Here is a 17,917-nt window from a genome sequence, read left to right on the forward strand (position 1 = left end):
ACACCCCCAAACGCCCGCACATACTCCAACGCCCGCCGCATGATCACCGCATCATCCACACACCGACCATCATCAGAAAACACCCGCACCCCAGCAGCCGACTCCGCCATCGCCCCCAACTCCGCCAACTGCCGCCCCTCCAACCCCACCGTCACCGCACCCACCGGCTGCACATCGCAATACCCCNACTCCCGCCCCAACCGCCACACCTGCTCCACCACACCCGCCGTATCCGCCACCGGAAACGTATTCGCCATCGCATGCACCGCCGTAAACCCACCCCGCGCCGCCGCACGCGTCCCCGTCGCCACCGTCTCCGCATCCTCCCGACCCGGCTCCCGAAGATGCGTATGCAAATCCACCAACCCCGGCAACAACACCAACCCCTCCGCATCCACCACCCGCACACCACCACCACCCGAACCACCAGCCGACACACCCACACCCACCTCAGCCACCACACCACCCACCACCAGAACATCCCGCGGCGCACCCCCCAACACCCGCGCACCACGAATCAGGAATTTCGACTGGCTCACTTGCTCTCCTCGGAACGGTGGTGGGAAGGGACGGTGCCGGGCAGCGCTGGTTCCGCGCCCCCCAGCAGCAGGTAAAGGACGGCCATCCGGACGCTGACCCCGTTGCTGACCTGTTCCACGACGGTGGAGCGGACGGAGTCCGCGACGTCCGCGGCGATCTCCATGCCGCGGTTCATCGGGCCGGGGTGCATCACGATGGCGTGGTCGGGCAGCTTCGCCATCCGGGTGGCGTCCAGCCCGTAGCGGCGGCTGTACTCGCGTTCGGTCGGGAAGAACGCCGCGTTCATCCGTTCCCGCTGTACCCGCAGCATCATCACGGCGTCGGACGCGGGCAGCACGGCGTCGAGGTCGAAGGACACCTCGCAGGGCCAGCTCTGCACCCCGATGGGCAGCAGGGTGGGCGGGGCCACCAGGGTCACCTCGGCGCCCAGGGTGCTCAGCAACAGGACGTTGGACCTGGCCACCCGGCTGTGCAGCACGTCACCGACGATGGTCACGCGCCGGCCGGCCAGGTCCCTTCCGGTGCCGTCGCCGGGTCCGCGGTGCCAGACCGGGCCGCCGTCCGGTGCCCCGGCGAGGTGACGTCTCATGGTGAAGGCGTCCAGCAGGGCCTGGGTGGGGTGCTCGTGGGTGCCGTCACCGGCGTTGACCACACTGCCGCGGATCCAGCCGGAGTGGGCCAGACGGTGCGGGGCGCCGGAGGCGTGGTGCCGGATGACCACCGCGTCGGTCCCCATCGCCTCCAGGGTCAGTGCGGTGTCCTTGAGCGACTCGCCCTTGGAGACCGAGGACCCCTTGGCGGAGAAGTTCAGCACGTCGGCGGAGAGCCGTTTGGCCGCGGCCTCGAACGACACCCGGGTCCGTGTCGAATCCTCGAAGAAGAGGTTCACCACGGTACGGCCCCGCAGGGTGGGGAGCTTCTTGATGGGGCGGTCGGCGACGCGGGCCATCTCCTCCGCGGTGTCGAGGATGAGCAGGGCGTCGTCGTGGGTGAGGTCGGCTGCCGAGATCAGGTGGTGCTTCACAGGAACTCCGTGGCGGGGACATCAGGCGTGGGCACCGGCCGGGACGGTTCGGCGCGGGGACGTCGGGCGGGCACGTCGGACGGGGCGGGTCAGGGTCCGGACGTTACGGGTGGGCGTCGGGTGGGCGTCGAGCGGCCAGTTCCGGCGTGTCGCGCCGGGGCACCGGGTGGGTACGGGGCCGTTCAAGCGCGCCGGGCCGGGGTGTCGGACCGGGCGCCGCGCGGAGCCCGCGGTCGGGGGCTCGGGCGGGGGTGACCCGCGGGGGCTAGCCGCGTTCCGGTACGCCGCCGAGCAGTACGGCGTCCCTGCCGTCGTGTTCGGCCAGCAGGACCTTCACGGTCTCGCGCAGCGACGTGGGCAGGTTCTTGCCGACGTAGTCGGCCCGGATCGGCAGCTCGCGGTGCCCCCGGTCGACCAGGACCGCGAGCTGGACGGCTCGGGGCCGGCCGATGTCGTTGAGCGCGTCGAGCGCCGCACGGATGGTGCGGCCGGAGAAGAGCACGTCGTCCACCAGGACCACCAGTCGGCCCTCGATGCCGTCACCGGGGATCTCGGTCCTCGCCAACGCACGCGGCGGGCCGAGGCGCAGGTCGTCGCGGTACATCGTGATGTCGAGGGAGCCGACCGGGGTCTCCCGGCCGTTGATCTGCGCCAGCTTGTCGGCGAGCCGCCGGGCGAGGAACACGCCCCGGGTGGGGATGCCGAGCAGGACCACGTCGTCCGCGCCCTTGGCGCGCTCGACGATCTCGTGGGCGATGCGGGTCAGCACCCGCGCGATGTCCGGTGCTTCCAGCACCGGCCGGGCCGAGGACAGGCCGGGAACCGCGTCTCCAGGGACTTCGTCCCCTGGGAGCATGTCTCCATGGACCATGTTCTGGACCTCCTTCCCCGCCTCACGGGACGGGCCTTAAAGGACGCCTGATTACCCTGCCACGGTACCAGGGGGCCGGCGCGCACCCGCCACCGCCCCCCGCGGCGGCAGGGCCGGAGGACCCCGTGGAGCAGGCCCGCACACCTGCGCGAACAAGCCAGACTCGGCGTCCGTGGGGCCCGGTCGGACCATTCGGCTTGACGAAGCCAAATTACGCTGCGTAACCTCACAGTGAGTTACCGCGCTGGTCGCCGGGCACGGGGTGTCCCGGCAGGCGGGCCACCGCGGGATTGTTGACCATGATCGCCGAGTACCACGTCCGGGGAGCCATATGTCCAGCGACTACGCCAAGCAGCTCGGGGCCAAGCTCCGTGCCATCCGCACCCAGCAGGGCCTGTCCCTCCACGGTGTCGAGGAGAAGTCCCAGGGGCGCTGGAAGGCCGTCGTCGTCGGCTCCTACGAGCGGGGAGACCGCGCCGTCACCGTGCAGCGCCTCGCCGAGCTCGCGGACTTCTACGGGGTTCCGGTCCAGGAGCTGCTTCCCGGCAGCACCTACCCGGGTGCCTCCGAGCCGCCGCCGAAGCTCGTCCTCGACCTCGAGCGCCTGTCCCAGGTGCCGCCGGAGAAGGCCGGCCCGCTGCAGCGCTACGCCGCGACGATCCAGAGCCAGCGCGGCGACTACAACGGCAAGGTGCTCTCCATCCGCCAGGACGACCTGCGGACGCTCGCGGTCATCTACGACCAGTCGCCCTCGGTGCTGACCGAGCAGCTCATCAGCTGGGGCGTCCTGGACGCGGACGCCCGCCGGGCGGTCCCCCAGGACGAGGGCTGAGGCATTCGTCCCTGGTGAAACGTCTCACCCTCCCGGGTGGCCCGGGAGGGTGAGATCTCTGCTGTTCCTGATGCGCCGGCCCGCGCGGGGCCAGCAGCGCACGGACCGGTCATTCAGTCCCGGCGAAGGCTGGGCTTGAGCTCCTTGAGGCGGCCGAGGAGACCGTTGACGAAGGCCGGTGACTCGTCCGTGGAGAACTCCTTGGCCAGTTCGACGGCCTCGTCGAGCACCACGGCGTCCGGCACCTCGTCCTCCCACAGCAACTCGTAAGCGCCGAGGCGGAGCACGTTGCGGTCCACGACCGGCATCCGGTCCAGGGTCCAGCCCACGGAGTAGGCGCCGAGCAGCTCGTCGATCCGCGTCGCGTGTTCCGCGTAGCCCTCGACGAGCTGCATCGTGTACTCGGTGACCGGCGGCTGCCGGTCGTCGGTCCGCGAGTGCCGGATCCAGTCCGCCATGACCGTGGTCGGCTTCTCACCGCGCTGGTCAGCCTCGAAGAGGATCTGAAGGGCGCGCTTGCGGGCCTTGTTGCGAGCAGCCACGGTTAGCTGTTCACCCGACCGAGGTACTCACCCGAGCGGGTGTCGACCTTCACCTTCTCGCCGGTGGTGATGAACAGCGGGACGCCGATCTCGTAGCCGGTCTCCAGCCGGGCCGGCTTGGTGCCGCCGGTGGAGCGGTCACCCTGGACACCCGGCTCGGTGTACTCGATGACCAGCTCGACCGAGGCCGGCAGCTCGACGTACAGGGGGTTGCCCTCGTACATCGCCACGACCACGTCGAACCCCTCGAGCAGGTAGTTCGCGGCGTCGCCCACGGTGTCGGGGGAGATGTGGATCTGGTCGAAGGTCTCCGTGTCCATGAAGACGAAGTCGGAGCCGTCCTTGTAGGAGAACTGCATGCCGCGCTTGTCGACGTTCGCCGTCTCCACCTTCACCCCGGCGTTGAAGGTCTTGTCGACGACCTTGCCGGAGAGCACGTGCTTCAGCTTGGTGCGGACGAAGGCGGGGCCCTTGCCGGGCTTGACGTGCTGGAACTCGACCACGGACCAGAGCTGGCCGCCATCGAGCTTGAGCACCATGCCGTTCTTGAGGTCGTTCGTGGATGCCACGGTTGCGGAATCTCCTGGAGTGCTGCTTCGGGGACCCAGGGGGCGCGCCCGCGCCCTCGCGGGCCTACAGGGCGAGCAGCTCCTTGGTCGTGATGGTGAGTAGCTCGGGCCCGCCGTCCGTCACAGGACGGACGACGAGTGTGTCGTCGATCCGGACGCCGCCCCGGCCCGGAAGGTAGACCCCGGGCTCGACGGTGACCGGCACACAAGCGTCCAGTTTACCCACGGCCGCAGGCGACAGCCGAGGGTCTTCGTGGATTTCCAGGCCGACGCCGTGGCCCACCGAGGACCCCAGCAGGTCGCCGTGGCCCGCCCGGTCCACCACCTGCCGCACCGCGCGGTCCACGTCCCGGTACGCGGCTCCGGGGGCCAACGCCTCCCTCCCGGCGCGCTGGGCGGCGAAAACCAGCTCGTAGAGCTCGATCTGCCAGCTCGCGGGCTCGCTGCCGACGACGAAGGTGCGACCCACCTCGCACCGGTACCCGCGGTAGCAGGCGCCGAGGCAGACCGTGAGGAAGTCGCCCTCCTCGACCCGCCGGTCCCCGGGGTGGTGGTTGGGCGCGCCGGCGTTGGGTCCCGTGCCGACGTGCGGGGGGAACGCGGCCGAGTCGGCGCCGTGGTCCACCAGCCGGCGCTCCAGCTCCAGGGCGAGGTGCCGTTCGGTCCTGCCGACCAGGATCGACTCCAGCAGCTCGCCCAGCGCGTGGTCGGTGATCTCCGCGGCCACCCGCAGCGCCGCGATCTCGTCGTCCTCCTTGACCAGCCTCAACTGCTCGACGGCCCGGTCCAGATCGGTGAGCCTGAGCCGCGGGGCCGCCCTGGCCAGCTCCCGGTGCCGGGCGACGGTGAGGTGGTGTTCCTCCACGGCGAGGCCCTGCACGCCGATCCTGTCGGCCAGCTCCGCGGCGGCGACCGCGCAGTCACCGTCCGCGGACGGCAGCACCACCTGTTCCACCCCTTCGGGGGGCCAGCCCCGCTCAGGCTCCGCCCAGGGCTCCCGGGGCAACACCAGCACGTCGTGGTCGGGGGCCAGCAGCAGGGCCGCCCCGGGTGGCGCGCCGTCGGTCAGGTAGCGGACGTTGGCCGCCCGGGAGACCAGGGCGGCGCAGCCGCCCGCCGTGCAGCGCTCGCGCAGCCTCGCCCGCCGAGCCGCGTGGACCTCGGACATACGGCGAGCGTAAGCGGCATCGGGTCCGGCGGCCCACCCGGAGGGGCCACTCGGGGTGTCCGGCTGGCAACGGTGGCCCTGACGGGCCGCACCTCCTGACGAGGGCCTACCAGACCGGGGGCCCCACCATGCTCCGGGCGACCACCCGGTCCAGCGCCTCGGCCGCGGCGGAGACGTCGAGCGTGGAGTTGTCGATGATCGGCAGACCGGAGCCGTACCAGCCGGCCATCCGCCCGTGGATGCGGGCCACCTCCTCGTCGGACAGCCGACGGTTGCCGCTGCGCTCGGCGTTGCGGGCCAGGACCACCTCAAGGCCGGGGAGGAGGACCACCGGCAGCAACCCCGGCCCGACGTGGCGTTTCCAGCCGCCGAGGCCCACCACCGGGCGGTCCGGGAAGACCGCGTCGTCGATGATGCAGGAGATGGCGTTGGCGAGGAAGTTCCGGGCTGCGAAGCCACAGGTGCGGCGGGCGAGGCGGTACTGGGCCTCGGAGTTCTCGTTCCAGCCGGACTGCGGGTCGGCGAAGCCGGACCTGACCCACTCCCGGACGTCGTCGAGGCTGATGTGGGCCGTGGGCACGGGACGGGTGTCCGCCCACCGGCGCGCGATGGTGGTCTTACCGGCCCCCGCCGGTCCTATCAGCAGCACGGCGATCGGTGCGGAGGTGGACACCGACGGCGGTTGCGCGGCGGCCTGGGGCACGGGGACCGGACTGGACGGCGGCAGCGGGAAGTGCCCGGTGCTGCCGGTGGGCTGCTGCGCCGGCGGCGGCACCGGCGGGCTCCCCTGGCCCGGATAGCCGGTGCCGGGCGTCCCCCGAGCTCCGGCACGTCCTGGCGGAACGCCGGGCGGCGGGGGCATCGGCACCCCAGCATGTTGCATCTCGGCCCCACTCTGTCTTCCGTGGCACGGCACCCTCCCCCCGGGCAGCCCGTGCACTCGCCTTCGAACCGTGTCCCGCAAGGCGGGTTCCCCCACCGTGTTGGCCGGTCAGGAGTCTTTATAGCTCATCCGCGAGGGCGCGAAGGGCGAGCCGGTAGGAACCGATGCCGAACCCCGCGACGGTCCCGGTGGCCACCGAGGCCACCACGGAGGTGTGCCGGAACTCCTCCCGGGCGTGCGGGTTGGAGATGTGCACCTCGATCAGCGGGGCGGTCCGCTGGGCCGCCGCGTCCCGCATCCCGTAGGAGTAGTGGGTGAACGCCCCGGGGTTGAGCACCACGGGAATCCGCTCGTCGGCGGCCTCGTGGAGCCAGCGGATCAGCTCGCCCTCGTCGTTGGTCTCCCGGACCTCGACGGCGAGGCCGAGCTCCTCGCCGAGCGCGGTGCACTGCTCCACCAGCCCCGCGTAGGAGGTGGCCCCGTACACGTCCGGCTCGCGGCTGCCCAGCCGCCCCAGGTTCGGTCCGTTCAGCACCAAAACACGTGTGTGATTCGTCACTTGGCGACTTCCTGGTAGGCGGCAACCAGCAAGGACGGGTCCGGGGCGGTGAGGATCGCCGGCTTGGCAAGGCCGTCGAGCACCACGAACCTGAGCTGGTCCGCGCGGGACTTCTTGTCCACCCGCATGGTCTCGAGCAGCGCCGGCCAGGCGTCGGCACGGTAGGTGAGCGGCAGGCCCACCGACTCCAGCACCGCACGGTGCCGGTCCGCCGTGGCGTCGTCCAGGCGCCCGGCCAACCGTCCCAGTTCGGCGGCGTAGACCATGCCCACGCTGACCGCGGCGCCGTGCCGCCAGCGGTAGCGCTCGGCACGTTCGATGGCGTGCCCCAGGGTGTGCCCGTAGTTGAGGATCTCCCGCGGCCCGGACTCCTTCAGGTCCGCGGACACGACTTCGGCCTTGACCCGGACGGCCCGTTCGACCAGTTCCGCGGTGTGCGCGCCGGACGGGGTGCGGGCTGCCCCGGGGTCCTGCTCGACCAGTCGGAGGATCTCCGGGTCGGCGATGAACCCGGCCTTGATGACCTCCGCGAGACCCGCCACGTAGTCGTTGACCGGCAGCGACTCCAGGGCCGCCAGGTCCGCGAGCACACCGGCCGGCGGGTGGAACGCACCCACCAGGTTCTTGCCCTCGGCGGTGTTGATACCGGTCTTCCCGCCGACCGCGGCGTCCACCATGCCGAGCAGGGTGGTCGGCACCGCCACCCAGCGGACCCCGCGCAGCCAGGTGGCCGCGACGAAGCCGGCCAGGTCGGTGGTGGCGCCGCCGCCCACCCCCACGACCATGTCACTGCGGGTGAACCCGGTCTGTCCCAGGGCCTTCCAGCAGTAGGCGGCGACCTCCGCCGTCTTGGCCTCCTCCGCGTTGGGCACCTGGATCAGCACGGCCTGGTGGCCCCGGGCGGCCAGCTCGTCCCGGACGGCCTCTCCGGCCGTGGTCAGCGCCTCCGGGTGGATCACCGCGACCCGGTGGGCGCCCCCCACCAGCTTGGGCAGCTCGTCCAGCAGGTGGTGGCCGACCAGGACCTCGTAGGGAGCGGTGCCCGCGGTGCCGCCGACCTGGATCCGGACGGGGGTGTCGGTCATGTGTTCCTCACTTGGTAGGGCGGTCGGAGACGCAGGGCAGGTCGAGCGCCCTGGCCACCGCCTCGGCGACGTCCTCAGGGGCGCGCCCCTGGGTGCTCACCACCGCCGAGGCGACCTCGGTGTACAGCGGACGGCGCTGTTCCATCAACTCGCGCCACCGGGTCCTGGGGTTGCCGATCAGCAGCGGTCGGGGGGCGTCCAGCCCGACCCTGCGGACCGCGTCGCCGGGCGCCACGTCGAGGAAGACCACCGGGGCAGGGGCCAGCAGGGCCCGGGTGCCGCCGTCCAGCACGGCTCCGCCGCCGAGGGCCAGGACCCCGGTGTGCTTGGCCAGGGCGTCCTGCACCGCCTGCCGCTCCAGCTCGCGGAAGCGCGGCTCGCCCTCGTCGATGAAGATCTCGGGGATCGGTTTGCCCGCCGCGGCCTCGACGTCCGCGTCGGTGTCGCGGAAGGTCACCTCGAGCCACTCGGCGAGGATCCTGCCGACGGTGGTCTTGCCCGCGCCCGGCGGACCGACCAGGACGGCGACGGGGGCGGGTCGCTGTGGCGGAGTCGGGTCGCTCACCTGACCACCAGGTGCTCGAGGTAGCTGACGACGTTCCGCCGGGTCTCGGCGACCGAGTCGCCGCCGAACTTCTCCGCCACGGCGTCGGCGAGCACCAGGGCGACCATCGCCTCGGCCACGATGCCGGCGGCCGGGACCGCGCAGACGTCGGAGCGCTGGTGGTGCGCCCTGGCTGGTTCCCCGGTGACGACGTCCACGGTGGCCAACGCCCGCGGGACGGTGGCGATCGGCTTCATCGCGGCCCGCACCCGCAGCAGTTCCCCGGTGGACAGGCCGCCCTCGGTGCCTCCGGACCTGCCCGACCTGCGCCGCAGCCCGGTGGGTGTGGGCTCGATCTCGTCGTGGGCCCGCGAACCGGGCGTCCTGGCCAGTTCGAAACCGTCGCCGACCTCGACGCCCTTGATCGCCTGGATGCCCATCAGCGCCCCGGCGAGACGGGAGTCCAAACGTCGGTCCCAGTGCACGTGTGACCCCAGCCCGACGGGGACGCCGTAGGCCAGCACCTCGACCACGCCCCCGAGGGTGTCCCCGTCCTTGTGTGCCTGGTCGATCACCCCGACCATGGCTTCGGACGCCTCCCGGTCCAGGCAGCGCACGGGGTCGGCGTCGAGCCGTTCCACGTCAGCGGGCAGGGGGTGGACGCCGCGCGGCGCGCTGGCCCCGCCGAGCTCCACCACATGGCTGACGATCTCGATCCCGGTGGTGTGCCGCAGGTACGAGCTGGCCACCGCGCCGAGTGCCACCCGGGCCGCGGTCTCCCGGGCGCTGGCCCGCTCCAGCACCGGGCGGGCCTCGTCGAACCCGTACTTCTGCATCCCGGCCAGGTCGGCGTGACCCGGGCGGGGGCGGGTGAGCGGGGCGTTGCGGGCGAGCTCGGCGAGCTCCTCGGGGTCGACCGGGTCGGCCGCCATCACCTTCTCCCACTTGGGCCACTCGGTGTTCTTGATCGTCAGGGCGATCGGGCCGCCCAGGGTCAGGCCGTGGCGGACGCCGCCGAGGAAGGTGACCTCGTCCCGCTCGAACTTCATCCGGGCACCGCGGCCGTAGCCGAGCCGCCGCCTGGCCAGGGCGTCCGCCACCATGTCCGTGGTGATCGGCACTCCCGCGGGCAGTCCCTCAAGCGTCGCGACGAGTGCGGGGCCATGGGACTCCCCCGCGGTCAGCCAGCGCAACCTGCTCAACAGTGCTCCTTACCCTCGCGGCCCCGGGCCGGCCCGGTGACCAGACCCAGGCAGATCCTTCCACGACCCGGTCCGCCGACGGTCCGCCGTCCAGCCTACGGAACGGACCGGGACCCGGGTCGGGGTGTGGGGACCCGCGGGAGACCCGGACCCGCGGCGGAGCGGGCTGGGCGACACCGGGGCTCACCGTCCGGCCAGTGCCTCCTCGCCGGCCCTGCGCATGGCGGCCAGCGGGGCCGGACGACAGCCGGTCATCCGCTCCACCTGGAGGACCGCCTGGTGCACCAGCAGGTCGAGGCCGCCGACCACGGTGCCGCCGCGGACCGACCAGGCCGCGGCGAGGGGCGTGGGCCAGGGGTGGTAGAGCACGTCGAAGAGCGTCCCGGGCCGGTCGGGCACCGCGGCGGACAGCGCGTCGGCCGCCCCGGCAGGAACGGTGCTGACCACCAGCTCCGCGGCGAACGCCGTCGCCGCGCGCTCCCAGGGGACGGGCCTGACCGCTACGCCGAGGCGCTCCCCGAGCTCCCGCAGCTCCGCGGCTCGCCCGGGGCCGCGGACGTACACCAGGACCTCTCCGGTACAGACCCGGCCGAGCGCGGCCACCGCGGAGGAGGCGGTGGCCCCGGCGCCGAGCACCGCCGCGGAGTCGACCCGGGTCACGCCGCGTTCGTCGAGCGCGGCGACCAGGCCCGGGACGTCGGTGTTGTCACCGACCAGGCGCCCGTCCTCGGTGAAGACCACTGTGTTCACCGCGTGCACCGCCCGTGCGGTCGGGCTGACCTCGTCCAGCAGCGGGATCACCGCCCGCTTGAGCGGCATGGTCAGGGACAGTCCCGCCCACCGCTGGCGCTCCGGCTCCAGGCTCCGCAGGAAGTCCGGCAACCCCGCCTCGTCCACCTCGAACCGGTCGTAGGTCCATTCGGTGAGGCCCAGGTCGGCGTAGGCGGCGCGGTGCAGTGCCGGGGAGAGCGAGTGGGCGATCGGTGAGCCGAGCACCGCCGCGCGGCGGGCGTCGGTCACCCGTCGTCCCCGTGCTCACGCCGGTACTTGTTGAACTCCTCCACGTTCTTGTTGTGCTCCTCGATGGTGGCGGCGAACCGGGTGTCCCCGGGTTTGACGGTGACGAAGTACACCCAGTCGCCCTCCGGCGGGTTGGCCGCCGCCTCGATCGCCTGGTGCCCGGGGTTGCCGATGGGCGCGGGGGGCAACCCGGGGTGCTCGTAGGTGTTGTACGGACTGTCCACGCTGGTGTCGTCCACCGTGACGTCGAGGGTACTGCGGTTGAGGGCGTAGTTGACCGTGGAGTCCATCTGGAGCTTGCCCATGGTGGCGTCGGTGTTCAGCCGGTTGTACATGACCCGGGAGACCTTGCCGAAGTCCTTGTCCTCCTGGGCCTCCGCCTGGACGATGCTGGCCAGGATGATGATCTCGTAGGGGCTCCGCCCGACCTTGCGGCCCGCCTCCTCGAGGTTGTCCTTGGCGTACTCCTTCTCGGCGCGGTCCACCATCTCCCTGAGCAGGTCGGCGGGCTTGGTGCTCTTGCCCACCGCGTACCGGGACGGGAACAGGAAGCCTTCCGGGTTGCCCTCGGCGTAGGCGGGCAGACCCAGGTCGGTGTTCCTCGCGATCTCCTCGGTGGTGCCGGTCTTGAGCTTCAGCCGCTTGTCGATCTCTGCGTAGATCCAGGTGGCGCGGCGTCCCTCGGGGATGGTGAGGGCGTTGAGGTTCTTGGGGTTGGTCAGGATGCCCATGGCCGCGGCGGCGGACATCTTCTTGCGGACCATGTAGACGCCCGGCTGGATGGACTGCGACTTGGGGTTGGCGTTGGCCTCCTCGGTGAACGCCCGGACGCTCTTGATCACGCCCTTGTCATGGAGGATGTTGCCGATGTCGGTGGCGCCCGCACCCTCCGGGATCTCCACCTCCACGTCGCCCGAGCCCTGGCCCGAGAAGTCCGGCGGATCGCCGAAACGGCTGTCCCAGAACTTGTAGCCGGAGTAGCCGGCGGTCGCCACCACTCCGCCGAGGACCAGCGCCACCACGAGGCAGGCACAGCCGCTCCGGCGCTTCTTCGGCTTGCGGTTCTTGTTCCGGCCGCCGGAGTCGTCGTCGGAGTCGTGGTCGTCGTCGGCCCGGGAGTCCCCGTCGTCGGAGAAGAAGGGGTGGCGCTCCTCCTCGTCGTCCGCGGGGCCGCCGGTCCCGCCGTCGGACCGGCCGTCCGGTTCCGCTGGGCCGGGTTGCCGTTCCTGCCGGGGGGCACCGGGGGACGCGCTCGGGTCGCCGCCGGGGAACCCGCCCCCGTGGGGCTCGCCCGGGTGGTGGGGGTGCTGGCCGGGGTGGGGCTGGCCCCCGGGGTAGGGGGCGCCCTGGCCCTGGTGGGGGTCGTGGCCGGGGTCGTGGTGCGCGGCCTGGGCCGGGTGTGCCCCCGGCTGCGGAAACGGGTACCCCCCCGGGTGCTCCTGCTGGCCGCCACCGGGGCCGTGGTGCGGGTCGGGATAGCCACCGGGCGCCATCCCGCCGGGGTCCCCCGGGTGGGAGCCGGGGTGCGGCTGCACGTAGGGGTCGGAGTAGTAGCCGCCGCCCAGCGGGTCACCGGTTCCGTACGGGTCCTGGGAGGCGTACGGGTCCTGCTGCGGGTACGAGGTGTGCTGGGGGTGCGGCTCCTGCTGGGCGTACGGGTCCTGCTGCGGGTACGAGGACTGCTGGGGGTACGAGGACTGCTGGGCGTACGGGTCCTGCTGCGGGTACGAACCGCCGTACGGGTCCTCGTGGTACGCGCCGCCCCCGGTCGACGAGTGATCCCCGGACTGCGCGGCCCAACCCTGACTCCCGTACTCCCCGGAGTGGAACGACTGGCCCTGTGGGTACTGGGCCTCGGGGGGTGTGTGCGGGTGGTGCGTCTGGTCTGCGGTGGCCCCCTGAGCGTTCCAGTCATCGGAGGGCGCTCCGTGTCCGGTCCACTGCTGGTCACCGTGGAGGGGATCCTCCGGATACCACGGATCGGCCCCGGAGCCCCGGCCAAGGTCAGTCATCTATCCCCTATCACCGGGATGGCGGCACTCACGACCCGGCCCGGTTGTCGCACCAGCGTTCGAGTGAGCGCCCTTACGGGTAGTCACCCCCCCGCGCGAACGCTACCGTACCTCGATCAGACAACCACCTCGACGCACTCCCCCGGGGGACGCCCGGACACCCGCTCGGCCTCCAGCGCGCTCTGCAGGATCACCACCGCAGCCGCCTGGTCCACCACCGAGCGACCCTTCTTCGAGCGCACGCCGGAGGCACGCAGGCCCTGGGTGGCGCTGACGGTGCTCATCCGCTCATCCACCAGTCGTACCGGCACCGGTGCCAGCAGCCGGGCCAACGACACGGCGAACGCGCGGACCTTGGCCGCCGCCGGACCCTCCCGCCCGTTCAACGAACGGGGGAGCCCGACCACGACCTCCACCACCTCGTACTCAGCGGCCAGCGCAACGATCCGGGCCAGGGCGCCCTGCCTGGCCCGAACCGTCTCCACGGGTGTGGCCAGCAACCCGTCGGGGTCGCAGGAGGCGACCCCGATCCGGGCGTCCCCGACGTCAACCCCGAGGCGGCGCCCCCGCCTCATCGGCCCGCACGCTCGGCCACCAGCCGCTGGAACGCGTCCATGGCCTGCGGCACCGCGTCGGGTTTGCTCCCGCCGCCCTGCGCCACGTCGTCCTTGCCCCCGCCACCACCACCGAACGTCTTCGCGGTGGCGCGCACCAGCTCGCCGGCCTTGAGCCCGCGCTCCCTGGCCGCCTCGTTGGTCGCCACGACCACCAGTGGGCGGTCACCGGTGACCGTGAACGCGGCCACCACGGCCGGGCGCCCGGCCAACCGACCGCGCACGTCGAGCACCAGCCTGCGCAGGTCGTCCCCGGAGGTGCCGTCCGCGACGCGGGTCGTCACCAGCGCCACCCCGGCCACGTCCTCGGCCTGCTGGGCGAGGCCCGCGGCCTGGCTGAGCACCTTCTCGGCGCGGAACTTCTCGATCTCCTTCTCGGCGTCCCTCAGCCGTCCGAGCACCCCGGAGATCCGCTCGGGCAGCTCCTCCGGACGGCTCCCCTTGAGCAGGTCGGTGAGCTGCGAGACCACGGTGTGCTCCCGGGCCAGGAAACGGTAGGCGTCCACGCCCACCAACGCCTCCACCCGGCGCACCCCGGAGCCGATGGAGGACTCGCCGAGCAGCTTGACCAGGCCGAGCTGCGCGGTGTTGTGCACGTGGGTGCCTCCGCACAGTTCCTTGGAGTAGTCGCCGATGCTGACCACTCGGACCCGCTCGCCGTACTTCTCGCCGAACTCCGCGATCGCCCCCTGCTGCTTGGCTTCCGCCATGCTCATGACCTCAGCGGTGACGTCGAGCTCACGGGCGAGCACCTCGTTGATCTTCTGTTCCACGTCGTTGAGCACGGTCCGCGGAACGGCGCTCGGGGAGCCGAAGTCGAAGCGGAACCGACCGGGGGAGTTCTCCGACCCGGCCTGCGCCGCGGTCGGGCCCAGCGCGTCGCGCAGCGCCCGGTGGGTGAGGTGGGTGGCGCTGTGCGCCCGGGCGATGGCCCGCCGGCGGGAGCCGTCGATCTGCGCGTGGGCCGCCGCACCGACGGTGACCTCGCCGACCTGGACCACGCCCTTGTGCACGCTCACCCCGGGGACCGGCTGCTGCACGTCGCGGACCTGGACCACCGCGCCGTTGTCCAGCCTGATCCGGCCGGTGTCGGCGAGTTGCCCGCCGCCCTCCGCGTAGAAGGGGGTGCGGTCCAACACCACCTCGACCTCGTCGCCCTCCCGGGCGGCCGGGGCCGGCAACCCGTCGACCACGAGCCCGACCACGTTGGCCTCGCCCTCGGTGGCCGAGTAGCCGGTGAAGACGGTGGTGCCGGAACGGTCAGCGACCTCCCGGTACGCCGACAGGTCCGCGTGGCCCAGCTTCTTGGCGCGGGAGTCCGCCTTGGCCCGTTCCCGCTGCTCCTTCATCAGCCGGCGGAACCCCTCCTCGTCGACGGCCAGGCCCTGCTCGGCCGCCATCTCCAGGGTGAGGTCGATGGGGAAGCCCCACGTGTCGTGGAGCAGGAACGCCTTCTCGCCGGGCAGGACGGTGCCGCCGGCCCGGCGGGTCTCGGTGACCGCCCCGTCCAGGATGGCGGTTCCGGTCTTCAGCCGCTCGAGGAACGACGCCTCCTCGGCCGCCGCCACCGTCTCGATCCGCTGGTGCTCCTCGTGCAGCTCGGGGTACTGCGGTCCCATCGCCTTGACCGTGACCTCGACCAGCTCCCGCACGGTGGGGCCGGTGGCACCCAGCAGCCGCATGTTGCGGATGGCCCGGCGCATGATCCGGCGCAGCACGTAGCCCCGGCCCTCGTTGCCCGGGGTGACCCCGTCCCCGATGAGCATGACCGAGGTGCGGATGTGGTCGGCGACCACCCGCAGGGACACGTCCGAGCCCTCGGCGTCGCCGTAGGCGCAGCCGGTCAGCTCGGCGGCCCGATCGATGATCATCCGGCTGGTGTCGATCTCGTACATGTTCCGCACGCCCTGGAGCACCATCGCCAGGCGTTCGAAACCGAGCCCGGTGTCGATGTTCTTGGCCGGCAGCTCGCCGAGGATCGGGAAGTCCTCCTTGCCCTCACCCGGCCCGCGCTCGTACTGCATGAAGACGAGGTTCCACAGTTCCACGTACCGCTCGTCGTTGACGGCGGGGCCGCCCTCGACGCCGAACTCGGGACCGCGGTCGTAGGAGATCTCCGAACAGGGGCCGCACGGGCCCGGCACGCCCATGGACCAGAAGTTGGGCCCCATGCCGAGACGCTGGATGCGCTCCGCCGGCACCCCGATCACGTCCCGCCAGATCCGCTCGGCCTCGTCGTCCCGCTCGAAGACGGTGATCCACAACCGTTCCGGGTCCAGGCCGTACCCGCCCTCGTCGACCGGGAGCGTCATCAGCTCCCAGGCGAGCTTGATGGCCCCCTCCTTGAAGTAGTCACCGAAGGAGAAGTTGCCGCACATCTGGAAGAACGTGCCGTGCCTCGTGGTCTTGCCGACCTCCTCGATGTCCGGGGTCCGCACGCACTTCTGCACGCTGACCGCGCGGGGGAACGGAGGAGTGACCTCACCGAGGAAGTAGGGCTTGAACGGCACCATGCCCGCGGGCACCAGCAGCAGCGTCGGGTCGTCGGCGATGAGCGATGCGGACGGCACGACGGTGTGCCCGCGCTCCTCGAAGAAGCGCAGCCAGCGGCGGCGGATCTCTGCCGACTCCATCAGTGGCCCTCTTTCCAGTCGTGAAGCTGCGGGTGGGGACGGGGAACGTCGTGCCCGGGGGCCGGCAGGGCCCGGTCCGGCGTCCCCGGACGGATGACGTAGGCACCCTGGCTCGATCTGCCGAGGGTGTGGTTCAGCTCTTCCTCGCGCTCGGCCATGCCGACGCGGACGTCGGACACGAACGTGCGCATCCGGTCGCCGACCTGCGCGGCGCGGCCGACCGCGGTTTCCGTGAGGCCCTCCGGGGTCAGACGACGGGCCGCCCGGTTGACCTTGGTGGTCCCCCAGGCACCCACCGCGGCTCCAGCGGCGAGCCAGAACAGGCGGCCTAGCACTGTGTTCCTCAGCCCTTCGGTCGGCGGGGCTGCTGGCCGCTGCCGAGCGCACCCCGCGGCTTGGTGGACTCCTGCCGCCCGCGGGCGGCCTGGCTGGCCCGACGCACCCCGTGGCCGAACGCCGCCACCTTGACCAGCGGCCCGCCGAGGGCCGCGTTGACCGTGGCGGAGAGCGCGGAGGCGTTGGCGGTGACCTGCTTGACGTCGGCGGTGATCGAGTCGACGCGCTCCAACTGGACCCCGGTGCGCCGCAGCGTCACCGCGGCCTCGCCGAGCAACGGAACGGTCTGGTCGGCGATGCCGCTGACCAGCCTGGCCGTCTGCCGGAGCACCCGGGCGACCCGCACCAGGACCACGGCGAGGAAGACCACCAGGACGGCCCAGAACCCGGCGACCACCAACCCTGCCACCTGACCTGCGGACACGTTGCGCGCTCCCTCGTGGATTGTCGGCCCTGACGGATGCGGTCCCGCCGGACGTCGGCGTGGTCGGGCTCGGTGGACCGGGCCCCAGGACGGGCCCGCGGACGGGTCCGCGCGAGCCACGCCCCGCGGTGTCGCGGCCCGGGGACAGGGCTCGCCCGGTGCCCCGCGAGGCCCCCGCCCGGCGGGCCCACCCGGTCCGCGTGCACGGCCAGCAGACACTGACCTTATCGCGCCGGCACCGGCGGACCCCACCGGCTTTGCGGCACGCGGGGACGAGCAAGGCCCGCCGTCGCCCCTGCCGAACGTGGTCGGCGGGACGCCGGCGGGCCAGCCCGTGGATCAGCGTGCGTAGTACTCGACGACGAGCTGCTCGTCGCAGATCACCGGGATCTCCCGACGGTTCGGGTCGCGGTCCAGGCGGAACGCCAGCGCCTTGAGGTTGACCTCGAGGTACCTCGGGGTCTCGCCCTCACCGGCGTAGCCACCCTCGCGGGCCACCTGGAACGGGTGCTTCTCCCGGCTGCGCTCCCGGACCATGACCACGTCGCCGGGACGGAGCCGGAACGACGGCCGGTCCACCTTGCGTCCGTTGACCTCGATGTGGCCGTGCACGACCATCTGCCGGGCCTGGTAGATGGTGCGGGCGATACCGGAACGCAGGACGAGCGCGTCCAGACGGCGCTCAAGCTCGATGATCAGCGCTTCGCCGGTCTTGCCAGTGACCTTCCGAGCGCGGTCATAGGCACGGCTCATCTGCGTCTCACTGATGTCGTACTGAGCGCGCAGACGCTGCTTCTCCAGCAGTCGGACCTTGTAGTCGCTGCTCTGCTTGCGACCCCGACCGTGCTGACCCGGCGGGTACGGGCGGGCCTCGAAGTACTTGACCGCCTTCGGGGTGAGCGGGATGCCAAGGGCTCGGGACTTGCGGACCTTTGGCCGTGACTGGTTCACGAGGAAGGAACCTCCGTAGTGGGTTGACGTGCCTCAAGGATCGTGCTCTCGAAGATCGGCACCACCCCACGAGCCCCATGCCCACGACCGCCCGCCGGTGGCGGGCGC

General features: G+C 72.0%; 19 protein-coding genes. 1 reads left to right on the plus strand and 18 read right to left on the minus strand.

Features of this window, described 5'->3' with window-relative positions; translation table 11 throughout:
- The 3 genes from A3IG_RS28505 to pyrR all read right to left on the minus strand — a co-directional run.
- Positions 1–539, minus strand: a 539-nt coding sequence (locus tag A3IG_RS28505; protein ID WP_040910778.1) for an amidohydrolase family protein, incomplete at its 3' end; no start/stop codon positions are given.
- Positions 536–1,564 carry an aspartate carbamoyltransferase catalytic subunit gene (locus A3IG_RS0103480; RefSeq protein ID WP_018382153.1) on the minus strand — a complete coding sequence of 343 codons (1,029 nt, stop codon included), beginning with the start codon at positions 1,562–1,564 and terminating at the stop codon, positions 536–538. The genes A3IG_RS0103480 and A3IG_RS28505, both read right to left, overlap by 4 nt.
- Before the next feature lie 265 nt (positions 1,565–1,829).
- Positions 1,830–2,420 carry a bifunctional pyr operon transcriptional regulator/uracil phosphoribosyltransferase PyrR gene (gene pyrR, locus A3IG_RS0103485; RefSeq protein WP_018382154.1) on the minus strand — a complete coding sequence of 197 codons (591 nt, stop codon included), beginning with the start codon at positions 2,418–2,420 and terminating at the stop codon, positions 1,830–1,832.
- A gap of 346 nt (positions 2,421–2,766) precedes the next feature.
- Here pyrR and bldD point away from each other — a divergent pair, with 346 nt between their 5' ends.
- On the plus strand, positions 2,767–3,267 hold the full coding sequence (gene bldD / locus A3IG_RS0103490; protein WP_018382155.1) for a transcriptional regulator BldD: 501 nt from the start codon (positions 2,767–2,769) through the stop codon (positions 3,265–3,267).
- A 113-nt stretch (positions 3,268–3,380) separates the two neighbouring features.
- Here the strand turns inward: bldD and nusB are convergent, their stop codons facing one another.
- The 15 genes from nusB to rpsD all read right to left on the minus strand — a co-directional run bounded on the left by nusB (position 3,381) and on the right by rpsD (position 17,809).
- Positions 3,381–3,809 (minus strand): transcription antitermination factor NusB, encoded by a 429-nt coding sequence (gene nusB / locus A3IG_RS0103495; protein ID WP_018382156.1) that lies wholly within the window; start codon positions 3,807–3,809, stop codon positions 3,381–3,383.
- A gap of 2 nt (positions 3,810–3,811) precedes the next feature.
- Entirely contained in the window at positions 3,812–4,378 is a 567-nt protein-coding gene (efp, locus tag A3IG_RS0103500) for an elongation factor P (RefSeq protein ID WP_018382157.1), read from the minus strand.
- Between the two features lie 64 nt (positions 4,379–4,442).
- The gene (locus tag A3IG_RS0103505; RefSeq protein WP_018382158.1) at positions 4,443–5,546 is read right to left on the minus strand and encodes an aminopeptidase P family protein; all 1,104 of its coding nucleotides are present in this window, start codon (positions 5,544–5,546) and stop codon (positions 4,443–4,445) included.
- Between the two features lie 106 nt (positions 5,547–5,652).
- Positions 5,653–6,462 (minus strand): AAA family ATPase, encoded by an 810-nt coding sequence (locus tag A3IG_RS0103510; protein ID WP_407701006.1) that lies wholly within the window; start codon positions 6,460–6,462, stop codon positions 5,653–5,655.
- An 85-nt stretch (positions 6,463–6,547) separates the two neighbouring features.
- On the minus strand, positions 6,548–6,988 hold the full coding sequence (gene aroQ / locus A3IG_RS0103515) for a type II 3-dehydroquinate dehydratase (protein WP_040910770.1): 441 nt from the start codon (positions 6,986–6,988) through the stop codon (positions 6,548–6,550).
- Complete coding sequence (gene aroB, locus A3IG_RS0103520) at positions 6,985–8,073, minus strand: 3-dehydroquinate synthase (protein ID WP_018382161.1); 1,089 nt, start codon at positions 8,071–8,073, stop codon at positions 6,985–6,987. The genes aroQ and aroB overlap by 4 nt, the downstream gene beginning before the upstream one ends.
- A gap of 7 nt (positions 8,074–8,080) precedes the next feature.
- Positions 8,081–8,638: a shikimate kinase gene (locus A3IG_RS0103525; RefSeq protein ID WP_018382162.1), complete on the minus strand. Its 558-nt coding sequence runs from the start codon at positions 8,636–8,638 to the stop codon at positions 8,081–8,083.
- A complete protein-coding gene (gene aroC, locus A3IG_RS0103530; RefSeq protein WP_026219859.1) occupies positions 8,635–9,819 on the minus strand; it encodes a chorismate synthase in 1,185 nt (394 codons plus the stop codon). The genes A3IG_RS0103525 and aroC overlap by 4 nt, the downstream gene beginning before the upstream one ends.
- A gap of 183 nt (positions 9,820–10,002) precedes the next feature.
- Positions 10,003–10,839 (minus strand): shikimate dehydrogenase, encoded by an 837-nt coding sequence (locus A3IG_RS0103535; protein WP_018382164.1) that lies wholly within the window; start codon positions 10,837–10,839, stop codon positions 10,003–10,005.
- The gene (mltG, locus tag A3IG_RS0103540; RefSeq protein ID WP_018382165.1) at positions 10,836–12,851 is read right to left on the minus strand and encodes an endolytic transglycosylase MltG; all 2,016 of its coding nucleotides are present in this window, start codon (positions 12,849–12,851) and stop codon (positions 10,836–10,838) included. The genes A3IG_RS0103535 and mltG overlap by 4 nt, the downstream gene beginning before the upstream one ends.
- A gap of 116 nt (positions 12,852–12,967) precedes the next feature.
- Positions 12,968–13,426: a Holliday junction resolvase RuvX gene (gene ruvX, locus A3IG_RS0103545; RefSeq protein ID WP_018382166.1), complete on the minus strand. Its 459-nt coding sequence runs from the start codon at positions 13,424–13,426 to the stop codon at positions 12,968–12,970.
- Complete coding sequence (alaS, locus tag A3IG_RS0103550; RefSeq protein WP_018382167.1) at positions 13,423–16,098, minus strand: alanine--tRNA ligase; 2,676 nt, start codon at positions 16,096–16,098, stop codon at positions 13,423–13,425. Before alaS ends, ruvX begins: the two co-directional genes overlap by 4 nt.
- The gene (locus A3IG_RS0103555) at positions 16,098–16,433 is read right to left on the minus strand and encodes a DUF6167 family protein (RefSeq protein ID WP_018382168.1); all 336 of its coding nucleotides are present in this window, start codon (positions 16,431–16,433) and stop codon (positions 16,098–16,100) included. Before A3IG_RS0103555 ends, alaS begins: the two co-directional genes overlap by 1 nt.
- Before the next feature lie 8 nt (positions 16,434–16,441).
- Positions 16,442–16,858 carry a DUF948 domain-containing protein gene (locus tag A3IG_RS0103560; protein WP_026219860.1) on the minus strand — a complete coding sequence of 139 codons (417 nt, stop codon included), beginning with the start codon at positions 16,856–16,858 and terminating at the stop codon, positions 16,442–16,444.
- A 339-nt stretch (positions 16,859–17,197) separates the two neighbouring features.
- Positions 17,198–17,809, minus strand: a complete 612-nt coding sequence (gene rpsD, locus A3IG_RS0103565) for a 30S ribosomal protein S4 (RefSeq protein WP_018382170.1) — start codon at positions 17,807–17,809, stop codon at positions 17,198–17,200.
- Positions 17,810–17,917: the final 108 nt, after the last annotated feature.

This window comes from Wenjunlia vitaminophila DSM 41686, from assembly GCF_000380165.1.
Taxonomy (GTDB): domain Bacteria; phylum Actinomycetota; class Actinomycetes; order Streptomycetales; family Streptomycetaceae; genus Wenjunlia; species Wenjunlia vitaminophila.